Origin of the sequence: Nocardia sp. NPDC052112 (assembly GCF_040680135.1) — a bacterium.
GTDB lineage: Bacteria > Actinomycetota > Actinomycetes > Mycobacteriales > Mycobacteriaceae > Nocardia.
Window position 1 is genome coordinate 278,221 of record NZ_JBFAWD010000009.1, and the last position, 12,030, is coordinate 290,250.

Here is a 12,030-nt window from a genome sequence, read left to right on the forward strand (position 1 = left end):
GGTGAAAGTCACCGAGTTGTCGGCGATCATCGGAAACCACCGCGCACCCCAGGCGTCGGCCAGGGTCGTTCGCGCGGCATGCGGCTATGAGCGGATGTCCAGTGGGCGTCCTTCCTTGCCCGATTTCCCGCACTGAGAGCTCGCTGACCTTCTTGCCGAGCCTCGACTCAGGCCGGCGCAGCGAGCTTGCGAGCTGGGCCGGGACCCAAGATCTGCAAACGTCGTGGGTGACAGCAGCGAATCGCTTGCACGAATCGAAGTTTCAGTCCGTGGCGATACCCAGGGCCCCGGAGTCCTGAAGCTGTCGGCGTGCCGTTACGGCGAACGTGCGGTAGCGCTGTCAGCTCGGCGATGCTGGTTTCTCGCCTGGGAAAAAGATCGGGCTGATCAAGTACGGCCTGCGGCCCGGACCGGGCTGGTTCGCCGCGAGAGGTGCGACGAGGTCGCGGAAGCCGGTGAGCATGGTGTCGAGTTCCTCGGGACTGAGCCAGAGCGTGGCTTGGCGGTAGCCGACCGAGTCGGCGACGGGGTCGGCGTCGGCTTGATCGAGGTAGGCGTTGAACTCGGCGATCAGGACGGCCATGGCGACCGCGAACCCTTGGCGGTGATCGTGCGGGGTCATCGCGCTGCTCGCCTCGGGGGAGACGGTCGGGCGGTCGGGTCGCAATCGGTAGGAGCGTTCCACCGCGCCGCGCACGCGTCGCTCGTCACCGATCTCTAGCATTCCACCCTCGGTGAGCAGGCCGAGCTGCCGGTAGACGCTGGTCCGAGGCACGTCGGGCATGCGGTCGCACAACTCTCCGGCGGTGCGCAGTCGGCCGCCGGACAGTGCGTGGATGATGCGCAATCGCACCGGGTGGAGCAGCAACTCGGTCGGGTCCATTCCGCAACTATCCCATATATGGTATCGTTCCCAAAGTTGGGATTAAACGGAAGGGGGGACCGCGATGCGGGATGTTCCTGGGCGTCGAATGATGGTGAACGGCACCGAGATCTACTTCGAAGAGTCCGGCACCGGGGACACCTGGGTGGTGTTCGAATCCGGTGCGGGCGCCGGGCGGACGCTCTGGGATCGGGTGGTGCCGTTACTGGCGGACATCGCGCATACCGTCGCCTACGACAGGGCCGGTCGCGGCCGCAGTGGCAGCGCCGCGCAACCGCAGACCATCGACGACATGTCGGCCACCCTGGTGGCGTTGGTCCAGGCCCTCACGTCCGGGCGGGTGATCCTGGTGGGCCATAGCATGGGTGGGCTGATCGTCCGTCGCGCCGCCGAAACGCTGTCGCCGGCTGGGCTGGTCCTCATCGACCCGACACCGGAAGCCGCTCCGAACTACGACAATTGGGCGCCGATCGCCAAGAAGACCGACCGCATCCTCGCCGCGCAGCAGGCACTGAGCCAGTTCCCACCGCTCATGCGGATGCTGACCCGCTCCTATGGGCGCAAGTTCCCCGCCGACAGCTACGCGACCATGCTGGCCGAGGACTTCACCCCCGCCGGGCTCGCCACAACCCGCCATGAAATAGCGGCCGTCGCGGGGGCGATCGACGAATTCCGCCGCCGCCCACCAGAACCACCGAAATCCGGCGTCATGGTGATCTCGGCGACCCACGCCGCCCGCTACCAGGCCCGCAATCTCGACCTCATCCGCGAATACCAGCACAGATACGCCGAACAGGTCGGCGGGCAATACCAGGATGCCGTCTCCGAGCACATCATCCCCGCCGAGCGACCCGAGCAAGTCGCTGCCGCGGTTCGCCGACTGGTGAACGCTTAGAGCATCGCCGGAGCAATTATGGAGCGATCCGGCAAAGCCGAGGACCCACGACACCGATCACCCGGAGCTGGATGGACGGTACTTTTCGCAACGGGCCGAATCCGCTGCCGGGCGAGATAAGCCCCCACTGGTTCGTCGGTGACGACATGCTGCACGGCGTGCGGCTACGCAATGGACGGGCGCAGTGGTACCGCAACCGGTGGGTGCGCACGCTGAAGTTCGACGGAGGTTCGCCACTGCGCGAGGACGGCAGTCTCAATCGGGCCTACAGCACGGCCGACACGTCGAACATCCGCCACGCCGGACGACTGTTCGCTTTGGTGGAAGGCAGTTTTTCGATCGAAGTCACGCCAGCTCTGGGCGCCGTCGGCGCGTGCGACTTCGCGGGCGGATTGGCCACCGCCATAGCGGCGCATCCGAGTCTTCCACGTCGGCAACGCCTGTGAAGTCGGCTCGGGCCGCGTCATTCTGGATGCGATTCGATGCGACGCGAGGGCGTGGAACTCCACCTGGCACGTGGTCGACCGCAAAACCATCGTCAAGTATTGATCGGTCTCCGATAACGGGACCACCCAGTGTTCGAGTCCGGGTTGTTTCGTTCAGACTCAGTTGATACCGCAGGCCATCGGATGGTGGGTGTGGCTGCAGCGGGCCGGCGTACTCGGCCGGGGTGAGATAGCCCAGCGCCGAATGCCGATGCCGGTGATCGTGTTCCCCCCTCCGCGGCCGCAAATCCGTTGCGAGGGCTTGTCAGTAATGTCAGTATCTCGCGGTGTGCGGTCTGCGATCTATGGCAGGGACCCCTCAAACTTTGATTTCGCTGAGGCCATCTTTCCAGAGCAGGAAGTACGGCGTTACACCATCGGCCTCATAGTTGAGGAGAGCGACCGCGCCATGGGGATTCTTGGACTCTCCTACGTAGAACTCGTAATCCTGGAAGTGCGCCATGATTTCCTTCACGGCAGCCGGCGCGTCTATCTCGAATGCTTTCGCTCGGGATGGGTTCGACTCCTCGAGCTTTTCCTTCACGGCCTGCAGGTAGCCCTTGAGGTGGGTGAGGTAGGTCTTCTTGTCGAACGATACTGCTCGCAGCCGGAACGAGTAGATGATGTCGTTGACGGTAATCATTCCGTCTTCGAGGGTCTCCCCGACTTCTTCGGCGGAGGCGTTGGTCCCGATGTCTATGTCCGTGTTCTGCCTCACGGTGATCATTTCCGCCTCCACCCGGTAGAACAGGTCCACCTCCACCCGAAAGTCGTAGGCATCCGAGAACAATTCGTCGCCGGTGAAGATGTCCTGGAATATGATCATGTCGAGCTCCCACAAAGGATCGGTGACCCCCCAATGCTAGTGCTCGGGGCCCGAAGCTGTTGGCACAAAGACGATTCCGCCACAACCCTGCCGGGGCACACCGACAGGCCGAGCTACCGGCCCTACAGTCGCGAGACAGTTCTAGGGGCTGCTCGTCTCGCCCGACCGCCGAACCGGCACCACGCTTGTTGGCGCGAGATGTGGTGGGCACCGACCACAATGCCGGATATTACCGCCACCGAACCAGCGCGGCACCATTCGTCCACACCTGTTCCCGGTCTGCGGTCGCAGATCCGTTGCGAGGGCTTGTCAGTAATGTCAGCATCTCGCGGTGCGCGGTCTGCGATCTATGACATCGCGTCTTGTGGTAATCCGTTGACCTGTTGTGGTTTTCGTGCAGACCATGACAGCTGTGGATGTCAGCAATAGCCGTGCCGGAGCGCCTCGCTTGCCGCAGTTCCGGGTCACGTTGAACGCGCGATGCGGCCGAGCCTGCTTCTTCTGCCGCCCTTCCGGTGAAGCCGTCGCCACAGCGGCGGGAAGCGAGCTGTCGGTCGATGACCTTGTCGCGGTGGCCAAGCAGGTCCGCGCGCTGGAATCGACAGCATCAAACTGACCGGGGGTGATGCGGCGCTGTATGAGCCGCTTGAACTGGCGGTGCATCGGTTGCGGTGTGAGGCTGGGTTTTCCGAGATCGAGATCATTTCGCGGCACCCGCGTATCGGTGAGCGCGCCGAGCATCTTGCGGCCCTGGGGGTGACGCAGTTCAACATGAGCATCGATACCCTCGATCCACGGTTGCATGCCGAGCTGTGTGGGGTCGATGACTTGCCTCAGGTGGTCCATGCTCTGCAGCGTTGTGTCTCGACCGGCGTTCCGGTGAAGGTGAATACGGTTGTGATGGGCGGCATCAACGATCAGGAGGTGCCCGCAAGTTGATCGACGCGCTCGGCGACATCCGCGCCGTGCTGACCGCAGGCGACCCCGCCGACAAGGTCCGACTGTATCGGGCACTGGACCTAGAAGTCCGCTACCGGCACCAACAACAACTCGCAATCGTTGGTGCCACCCTCCGTGGGGTTAGCACTGGTGTCCGGAGGGGGAGCTGACCCATATCCCCAACCTAGTGTATGCCGCTGACCTGCAACTTCTTTGACGCCGATAGCGCTGTTGGGCTCGACCGGATTGGCCGCCCCGGTGTGAGCAGCTCGCGTTCAGGGATCGCCCCTCAGTGCTACGTCGAGTGGTTCGGCAGTGCGGTCGCGAACGACTCACTTCACCTCCGCGGACATCGAGTACGCCGCCTGTACCTGGCCTTAGTTGGCGTTCGAACGCGCGATGCGCGAGGAAACGAGCGAACCCGCCGACGTCGAGGCTTACCTGGATCACCGGAGAAGGAATGAATACCCGCTCAGCAGCCTCCCGGTTTTTCTGGATCTGCTGCCGGATCTCGTCGTGAGACTTCGGATCGGGCCGGCTATCGGTGGGTCAGGCTGGGGCCGGTACGAAGGCGGGCAGCACGAATGTCTCCAGCAGCTGTCGATGCGAGGGATCGTCTGGATCGTCGAAGTCGAAGCGACCGACCAGGATGAGCTGGACGAGGGCGAGCCACTCACAGGCCTTCTCGTTACTGACGTCATCTCGTAGTTCGCCGCGCTCTCTGGCGCGGTCGAGAATGGGGGCCCACATTTCGAGGGTCAGGTTGCTGGCCAGTTGTGACGTGCCGATGACCGCGGCGGCCAGATCCATATGTTCTGGGCTGACGATCAGTCGAATCAGCGGGTCTTTTCTGCCGTGATCGACCAGGAAGATGAGACCCTCGACCAGTTGGTCGCGGAACTTTTCGCGCTCCAACACGAATTTCGTGCCGCGCACGAAAAGTTTGCGTGCGCGCAGACGAATCAATTCGGCAATCAAGGTGTCTCGGTCGCGAAAGTAGCGATAGATGGTCGGCCTGGATACTCCGGAGGCTTTCGCGATGTCGTCCATCGTGGTCTTGGCGACGCCGAAATGCAGAAAAGTCTTCTGGGCGGCTTCCAGAATTTGCCCGCGCGCTTCCTCCACGTCCCCGCTGAGGACATTGCTGTTACGTCGAGCCATTCCCTATCCTGCCCTCCGTGGGATCTGCGCGGACACTGCGACACCACTGACGATACTCGTAATACGTTGTTGGTTCGATGTTCGCACACTCGATGTATGTCCCGGCGCGGCGCATCGGGGTCGAGAACCGCTGTCGGTGTCGGCTTCTCGACTCGGCACCTGCGTGGACGTGCGTGGACTGTGCTGTCGATCAGGGTTACTTCGGTGAGCACTGTCACAGTTGGTGCCCGGTATGGGCTGTGTCGGTTTTATCGTCGTCGGGTCCAGTCGCCGAAGGCCGCGGCGCCTCCTGGCGCCGCGGCCCTCCGTGTGTTTGTGCTCAGCTTTCGGGCGTGAAAGTGATCGGTAGCCGCGCGCACCCGCGAACCTGACTGGAATGCATCACCGCGGGGTCGGAGTCCACGAGGGCGTAGTCGGGGATACGCCGATGAATCTCCTCCAGCGCCAGCTTGAGTTCGATTCGTGCGAGGTGGGATCCGATGCATCGATGTGCGCCGGCACCGAACGAGAGATGGCGGTTGGGCTGTCTGTCGACCTGTAGCCGTGTCGGATCGTCGAATTCCCTGGCGTCGCGATTGGCCGAACAGAGCATGAGGATCAATTGGTCGCCTGCAGCGATCGATACGCCTCCCAGTTCGGTCGCTCGCGTTGCCCGGCGGCCGGGAACGACCGCGGCCTCGATGCGCAGGATTTCCTCGACGGCGGTCGGGATCACGCTTTCGTCGTCGATCATCTGTTGCCGCTGATCGGGATTGTGGACGAGGTGGATGATGCTCCAGGCCAGTGATCCTTGCACTGTGTGGAGTCCGGCGATGAGCAGCAGGAAGAACATCCGGTTGAGTTCTTCATCGGTCAGCAGACGTTTGCCGCCTTCGAGTTCGAACTCGGTGTGGATGATCTGGGAGGTGACATCCTGTCCGGGGTCGGCTCGGCGCTGGTTGATGACCGTCTGAAAATAACCGAGCATCTTGAACGCCGCCTCGGCGCGGGCCTGATTCGACTCCTCCTCGCTGGCTCCGGGCACGCCGGTGAGAATGATGTCGGTCGCGTCGGTGAACAGCGCGGCATCGTCGATCGGCCAGTCCATCAGTGCGAGGAATACGCGTGTGGGCAGCTCGTGCGCGAATTCGGAAATAAATTCGGCCTCCCCCTTGCCGGCGAATCCATCGATGAGCTCATTGATGACATCGCGGATATCGTCTTCGAGTGCCTTCATTCGGTTCGGGCTGAACAACGGCTGCAATGCGAGCCGGTAGCCGGTGTGCTCGGGTGGATCGAGTTCGATGGGAATGAATTTGCCGAATCCGGCCGTGGTCGTGACCAAGTTGTTCGGGTAGCTGGAGAATGTCTCCGGATCACGCAGGACGTCGTGGATTTCTTTGTACCGGGTCACGATCCAGTGGCCGCCGTGGGCGGTCGAGTAGACCACCGGGCCTTTTTGTGCGAGCTCGGCGACGCGGTCTTGGACGGTGTCGACCGGAAAGGCCAGCGATTGATCATAGATATCGAAATCGACGACGAGGTCGCCTGGGACTTCTGCGGTAGTGGTCATTCGGGGTTTACCTCGGAATCGGGGGAAAGATGAGCACGCGACAGGGTCAGCGCACGCTCGGGGCATACGGATACCGCGGTGTCGGCGTCGGCGAGGCGTGATTCGGGGATCGGATCGAGCAGTATCACCGGATCGCCCTGGTCGTCGGAGTCGAGGAGGTTCGGCGCTGTCGCGTAACACATTCCGTGCCCCGCGCAGGCGCTGCGATCCACGACGAGATGAGCTGGAGCGGCGGTCATGTCAGAGGTCTCCGGGCGAGCCTTTGTCCTCGGCAAACCACATGCCCACTCGGGAGAGGGTGCCGCCATCGGTCGAGGCGAGCGTGAGACCGGAGATGTATGCCGAGTCGTCGGAGACGAGGAACAGGGCGACCTTGGCATTGTCGAGCAGTGATGGTGGCCGGTTGAGCTTGAGCGGGATCGGCGAGATCGACGGATCCCATGGCCCCGCCACCTCCTCATAGGACTGGCCGACGACAGGCGACCCGGGCGGCATCAGGAAGTTCGGCGACATGCCGTGGGTCGGGCAGATCGCGTTCACCCGGATCCCGTACTGGCCCAGATCCAGGCTCAGCCCGCGCACCAGTCCGTTGACGCCCGCTTTGGTCGCCGAGTACAGGGCGATGTTGTGATAGGCGACCAGTGATGCCGCCGAGGAGGTGGCGAGAATGGTGCCACCACCGTTGGCGCGCATCGCCGGGACGGCGGCCTTCGCGGAGTAGAACACGCCACTGAGGTTGACGCCGAGAACGTGCTGCCAGTCGGCGTCGGTCAAGTCCTGGAAGTCGACCGGCTCCCCACCGGCGACCGACGGAACACCACCGCGGGACACGATGCCCGCGTTCGCGAACATGATGTCGAGCTTGCCGAACTCCTCGAGCGTCTTGGCGACGCCGGCCTGCACCTGGCTCTCATCGCTGACATCGGCGGTAATCGCTACGGCGGTTCCGCCTTGCTGTTCGACCAGTTTGACCGTCTGCGCGGCGCGTTCGGGATCGATGTCGACGACAGCGATCTTGGCGCCTTCGGACGCGAAAAGCTGCGAACACTGACGACCGAACCCGGAACCGGCTCCGGTGATGATGGCAACTTTGCCTTCGAGCTTCATGTTGGTACTCCGCTGTCAAAAGGGATTGATGCGGCCGCTCCGGGCGGGATCGGCGCTGTGCAGGCTCGGCGGACCGGACAGGGAATGGCGCCCGGACTGTGGGTGTGATCCATCCGCGAGTTGATGGCGGTAGTGCCGTGCCTCACACTTGAACGTACGTCACGATACGAGTGACGTCAATCGTAATTTGTCAGCAGTAGCTGCCACGGTAAGACGATTGACGAAATACGTTATCTGTATCTAGTCTTTAATCCAGCGTCGAGCAGAGTTGCTCCGTCCCTGTCGGGATCGTGAATTTCCGCAGGTAACCGCGCCACGGAGGCGATTCACGTGAGTACAGCCATGCAGCATCCCGGGGTCGATCAGGACGATGCGGGATCAGTTCCCTTGATCACCATCCGCTGTCCGGCCGATGGTCGGCTGGTCGGCACGGTTCCAGACCTCGGCCGTGATGGTGTGGTCGCTGCGGCGGCTGCGCTGCGCGCGGCGCAGCCGGAGTGGGAGGCAATGGGGCCGAAGCGGCGGTCCCGGTATCTGCTGCGGTGGTTGGACTGGATCCTGGACAACGAAGAGCGACTGCTGAGCTCGGTGCAGCAGGAGGCCGGCAAATCGTGGGCGGATGCGGCTGTCGAGCTGGCTGTCGTAGTCGATGTCATCAACTACTTCGTGGCCAATGGCGAGAAGTTCCTGGCGGACCGGAAGGTGAAGCCCGCGGGCGTTGCCAACGCGGCGCGGCGGTTGCGTGTACAGGTTCGACCGCACCAGTTGGTCGGCTTGATCACGCCGTGGAACGGACCATTGGCCGGGCCGATGATGGATGTTGTCGGTGCGCTGATCGCCGGGGCGGCAGTGCTGTCGAAACCGTCGGAGGTGACACCGTTAACGTGGACCGAAGCGGTTCGCGGCTGGCGGGAGGAGATCGGTGCGCCGTTGGTACTGGACTGTGTGAACGGTAGCGGCGAGACGGGTGCGGCGGTCGTCGACGAAGTGGATATGGTGATGTTCACCGGCTCGGTCCGCACCGGGCGTCGGATTGCCGCGCGCGCGGGGGAGCGGCTCATTCCGTGCAGTCTCGAGCTCGGTGGCAAGGACGCGATGATCGTATTGTCCGATGCCGATCTCGAACGGGCTGCGGGTGCGGCGGTGTGGGGATCGATGATGAACGTCGGGCAGGCGTGCGTATCGGTGGAGCGGGTGTATGTCGAAGCGTCGGTATACGACGAATTCGTCGCCACCGTGACCGAGAAGGTCCGCACCATCCGGGTCGGCATGGACTCGGCGGGTAGCTACCAGACCGAGATCGGTGCCATGGTGACTGCTGGTCAGGTCGATATCGTCGAGCGTCATGTCGCCGATGCCGTCGCGAAAGGGGCGCGGATCCTGGTCGGGGGCAAACGCGGTAGTGCCGAGGGAAACTTCTTCGAGCCGACTGTTCTCGTCGATGTGGATCACTCGATGGCGTGCATGCGTGAGGAGACATTCGGCCCCACCTTGCCGATCATGAAAGTGGCCGATGAGGCCGAGGCGCTGATGCTGGCCAACGATTCGGAGTACGGCCTCAGCTCGAGCTTGTGGACTCGAAATCGGCGTCGCGCCGATCGTCTGTCGCGCCGAATCGAAGCCGGGTCGGTTTCGATCAACAACGCGGTAGTCGCGACTTTCCAACTGCCCGTGCCGATGGGGGGTTGGAAGCAGTCCGGGGTCGGCACACGTTTCGGTGGCGCGCACGGCGTGCTGAAGTACTGTCGCCAGCAATCGGTGGTCGCTGAGCGGATCGAGCTGCGATCGGAACCGAACTGGTATCCGGTACGAACCGATCGCAGCATGCTGATGGCGAAAGTGGTGCGGTTACTCGGTGCGCACGACTGGCGTCGGCGGCTGGGCCGGGCACCCAAATCGTGACAAAGCCGAACTCGACTATGTGATGGTTCCGGCACGTCGCCGGAACCATCACTTCATCGTTCTGCTCGACTGCTGAGCCAGTGCGATATCGCCGGCACGCTCTCCTTGACGGCGGCCCGGCCGTACAGGAGTCCGACATGACCGACCGGAAATTCCAGTTCGGTGCGTTCGGCACTGCGAAGCACGTCTGTCAGTGGTCGGCTGGCGGCGGGTATGGGGCTTCCTTGGAAGTTGTTGACGGGATCCGTCGCCGTGAGGGCACTTCCCCGGACAGCTCGGCGATGAGGAGGGGGCGATATCTAAAGAGTATAGATTTGAGGGCGCGGTCACGCGTGATTCGCGGGATCGGATGTGTCACACCTACCGACGTCGGCCGGGCTATTTACTTATCGCTCGCTCAGTGGCTAGTCTGTCGCTGGACGCCGGGTCTGCAGCGGCGCGATTCCCGGCGCGCCCGTGGAGATACCCGGCACAAGGAGGCGACGAATGAGCGACACAGTCCTGACGGAGTTCGGTGAAGGGGTCGTGGTGATCACGATCAACCGTCCCGACGCACGCAACGCTATCGACCGCGTGACCGCCGAAGGCATCGCTGCGGCAATCGACGAGCTCGAGGCTCGGCCGGATCTGTCGATCGGCATCCTCACCGGTGCCGGCGGCACGTTCTGTGCCGGAATGGACCTCAAGGCATTCGTGCGCGGTGAGAATCCCGTGGTGCGGGGGCGCGGTTTCGGCGGCGTGACCGAGCGACCGCCGACCAAGCCGTTGATCGCCGCGGTGGAGGGCTGGGCACTGGCCGGCGGCTTCGAGCTGGCGCTGAGCGCGGATCTGGTGGTGGCGTCCCGGGCGGCGAAGTTCGGTATTCCGGAGGTCAAGCGCGGACTCGTGGCGGCGGCGGGCGGGCTGCTCCGGCTGCCGAAGACGCTGCCGTATCAGTTGGCGATGGAGGTCGCTCTCACGGGCGACCCACTGACAGCCGAGCTTGCCCATCGCCACGGTGTGGTCAATGTCCTCACCGAGCCGGGCGCGGCACTCGAGGGCGCGCGTGAACTGGCGGCGCGAATCGCGGCCAATGCGCCACTGGCGATACGTGCGACCAAGCAGATCATCGCAGCAGCCGTGGGATGGTCGGACGCGGATGGTTTCGCCGCCCAGGCAGCCCACGTCGGACCCGTTTTGACCTCGCATGACGCGAAAGAAGGCGCACGGGCTTTCGCCGAGAAGCGTGCGCCGGTCTGGCAGGGCCGATGAGCGAGTCACGCTGGGCGCGGAACACGGAGTTGAGCCGATGATTCGGACACGGTTCTGCGACGTGTTCGACGTCGAATATCCGATCGTCCAGGGCGGGATGCAATGGGTTGGGCGAGCAGAGCTGGTCGCCGCGGTCGCCAACGCCGGTGGCCTCGGATTTCTGACCGCGCTGACTCAGCCCACTCCGGAAGATCTCTCGCGTGAGATCGCGCGGTGCCGCGAACTGACCGACCGCCCCTTCGGTGTGAACCTGACCATTCTGCCCTCGATCAACCCTCCGCCGTACGCGGAATATCGCGACGCCGTCATCGATTCCGGTGTGCGGATCGTGGAGACGGCGGGCTTCAATCCCGCCGAACATCTGGCGGCGTTTCGAGCCGGCGGGGTCAAGGTCCTGCATAAATGCACCAGCGTTCGGCATGCGGTGAAGGCCCAGCAACTCGGTGTCGACGGGATCTCGATCGACGGCTTCGAGTGTGCGGGCCATCCCGGTGAGGACGATATCCCTGGGCTGGTGCTGATCCCGGCCGCGGCCGAAAAGATCACCATCCCGATGGTCGCCTCCGGTGGTTTCGCCGATGCGCGAGGACTGGTCGCCGCGCTGGCGCTGGGAGCGGACGGGATCAATATGGGAACGCGATTCCTGGCCACGGTCGAGGCACCAGTACACCAGAACGTGAAGCAGCGGTTGGTCGAGGCCAGTGAGCGCGACACCGACTTGATCTTCCGGTCGTTGCGCAATACGGCCCGCGTGGCCCGCAACTCGGTCAGCCAGGAGGTGGTGTCGGTGCTGCGGGCCGGGGGTGATTTCGACTCGGTGCGCGAACTGGTCGCGGGTATGCGCGGCCGCAAGGTGTTCGAGGTCGGCGACCTCGAACTCGGCATCTGGACCGCGGGCATGGTTCAGGGACTCATCCACGACATCCCGACGGTCGCGGAGCTGATCGGCCGGATTGTCACCGACGCAGCAGAACTCATCGGCGGACGCCTCGCGTCGGTCATTCGATAACGGAGAAAGGCAAAGATTCC

The 12,030-nt window shown here is 63.6% G+C and carries 12 protein-coding genes; 6 read left to right on the plus strand and 6 right to left on the minus strand.

The window, feature by feature from the left end:
- Window positions 1-340 precede the first annotated feature (340 nt).
- A complete protein-coding gene (locus tag AB0L58_RS20175) occupies window positions 341-883 on the minus strand; it encodes a helix-turn-helix domain-containing protein (protein ID WP_364388736.1) in 543 nt (180 codons plus the stop codon).
- Between the two features lie 64 nt (window positions 884-947).
- Here AB0L58_RS20175 and AB0L58_RS20180 point away from each other — a divergent pair, with 64 nt between their 5' ends.
- Both AB0L58_RS20180 and AB0L58_RS20185 read left to right on the plus strand, forming a co-directional pair.
- Window positions 948-1,778 (plus strand): alpha/beta hydrolase, encoded by an 831-nt coding sequence (locus AB0L58_RS20180; protein WP_364388739.1) that lies wholly within the window; start codon window positions 948-950, stop codon window positions 1,776-1,778.
- A 71-nt stretch (window positions 1,779-1,849) separates the two neighbouring features.
- Complete coding sequence (locus tag AB0L58_RS20185) at window positions 1,850-2,224, plus strand: carotenoid oxygenase family protein (protein ID WP_364388741.1); 375 nt, start codon at window positions 1,850-1,852, stop codon at window positions 2,222-2,224.
- Window positions 2,225-2,582: 358 nt separating this feature from the next.
- On the opposite strand, the gene AB0L58_RS20190 is transcribed toward AB0L58_RS20185, so the two are convergent.
- Window positions 2,583-3,089, minus strand: coding sequence for a translationally-controlled tumor protein (locus AB0L58_RS20190; protein WP_364388743.1), 507 nt, complete (start codon window positions 3,087-3,089; stop codon window positions 2,583-2,585).
- A 597-nt stretch (window positions 3,090-3,686) separates the two neighbouring features.
- On the opposite strand from AB0L58_RS20190, the gene AB0L58_RS20195 reads away from it, so the two are divergent.
- Entirely contained in the window at window positions 3,687-4,028 is a 342-nt protein-coding gene (locus AB0L58_RS20195) for a radical SAM protein (protein ID WP_364388864.1), read from the plus strand.
- Between the two features lie 549 nt (window positions 4,029-4,577).
- Here the strand turns inward: AB0L58_RS20195 and AB0L58_RS20200 are convergent.
- The 4 genes from AB0L58_RS20200 to AB0L58_RS20215 form a co-directional block, all read right to left on the minus strand.
- The gene (locus tag AB0L58_RS20200) at window positions 4,578-5,189 is read right to left on the minus strand and encodes a helix-turn-helix domain-containing protein (RefSeq protein ID WP_364388745.1); all 612 of its coding nucleotides are present in this window, start codon (window positions 5,187-5,189) and stop codon (window positions 4,578-4,580) included.
- A gap of 319 nt (window positions 5,190-5,508) precedes the next feature.
- Window positions 5,509-6,741 carry a cytochrome P450 gene (locus AB0L58_RS20205; protein WP_364388747.1) on the minus strand — a complete coding sequence of 411 codons (1,233 nt, stop codon included), beginning with the start codon at window positions 6,739-6,741 and terminating at the stop codon, window positions 5,509-5,511.
- Window positions 6,738-6,980 carry a ferredoxin gene (locus AB0L58_RS20210; RefSeq protein ID WP_364388749.1) on the minus strand — a complete coding sequence of 81 codons (243 nt, stop codon included), beginning with the start codon at window positions 6,978-6,980 and terminating at the stop codon, window positions 6,738-6,740. The genes AB0L58_RS20205 and AB0L58_RS20210 overlap by 4 nt, the downstream gene beginning before the upstream one ends.
- Window position 6,981: 1 nt before the next feature.
- Window positions 6,982-7,848: an SDR family oxidoreductase gene (locus AB0L58_RS20215; protein WP_364388751.1), complete on the minus strand. Its 867-nt coding sequence runs from the start codon at window positions 7,846-7,848 to the stop codon at window positions 6,982-6,984.
- 342 nt (window positions 7,849-8,190) lie between these two features.
- Here AB0L58_RS20215 and AB0L58_RS20220 point away from each other — a divergent pair, with 342 nt between their 5' ends.
- From AB0L58_RS20220 to AB0L58_RS20230, 3 genes are all read left to right on the plus strand, one after another.
- Complete coding sequence (locus AB0L58_RS20220) at window positions 8,191-9,750, plus strand: aldehyde dehydrogenase family protein (RefSeq protein ID WP_364388866.1); 1,560 nt, start codon at window positions 8,191-8,193, stop codon at window positions 9,748-9,750.
- Between the two features lie 486 nt (window positions 9,751-10,236).
- Window positions 10,237-11,001 carry a crotonase/enoyl-CoA hydratase family protein gene (locus tag AB0L58_RS20225; RefSeq protein ID WP_364388753.1) on the plus strand — a complete coding sequence of 255 codons (765 nt, stop codon included), beginning with the start codon at window positions 10,237-10,239 and terminating at the stop codon, window positions 10,999-11,001.
- Window positions 11,002-11,038: 37 nt separating this feature from the next.
- On the plus strand, window positions 11,039-12,010 hold the full coding sequence (locus tag AB0L58_RS20230) for a nitronate monooxygenase family protein (protein ID WP_364388755.1): 972 nt from the start codon (window positions 11,039-11,041) through the stop codon (window positions 12,008-12,010).
- Window positions 12,011-12,030: the final 20 nt, after the last annotated feature.

Excerpts from the sequence above, each read along its gene's own strand:
- AB0L58_RS20205 (WP_364388747.1), bottom strand. The coding sequence starts at position 6,741 with ATGACCACTACCGCAGAAGTCCCAGGCGACCTCGTCGTCGATTTCGAT.
- AB0L58_RS20200 (WP_364388745.1), bottom strand. The coding sequence starts at position 5,189 with ATGGCTCGACGTAACAGCAATGTCCTCAGCGGGGACGTGGAGGAAGCG.
- AB0L58_RS20215 (WP_364388751.1), bottom strand. The coding sequence starts at position 7,848 with ATGAAGCTCGAAGGCAAAGTTGCCATCATCACCGGAGCCGGTTCCGGG.
- AB0L58_RS20175 (WP_364388736.1), bottom strand. The coding sequence starts at position 883 with ATGGACCCGACCGAGTTGCTGCTCCACCCGGTGCGATTGCGCATCATC.
- AB0L58_RS20220 (WP_364388866.1), top strand. The coding sequence starts at position 8,191 with ATGCAGCATCCCGGGGTCGATCAGGACGATGCGGGATCAGTTCCCTTG.
- AB0L58_RS20210 (WP_364388749.1), bottom strand. The coding sequence starts at position 6,980 with ATGACCGCCGCTCCAGCTCATCTCGTCGTGGATCGCAGCGCCTGCGCG.
- AB0L58_RS20230 (WP_364388755.1), top strand. The coding sequence starts at position 11,039 with ATGATTCGGACACGGTTCTGCGACGTGTTCGACGTCGAATATCCGATC.
- AB0L58_RS20185 (WP_364388741.1), top strand. The coding sequence starts at position 1,850 with ATGGACGGTACTTTTCGCAACGGGCCGAATCCGCTGCCGGGCGAGATA.
- AB0L58_RS20225 (WP_364388753.1), top strand. The coding sequence starts at position 10,237 with ATGAGCGACACAGTCCTGACGGAGTTCGGTGAAGGGGTCGTGGTGATC.
- AB0L58_RS20190 (WP_364388743.1), bottom strand. The coding sequence starts at position 3,089 with ATGATCATATTCCAGGACATCTTCACCGGCGACGAATTGTTCTCGGAT.
- AB0L58_RS20180 (WP_364388739.1), top strand. The coding sequence starts at position 948 with ATGCGGGATGTTCCTGGGCGTCGAATGATGGTGAACGGCACCGAGATC.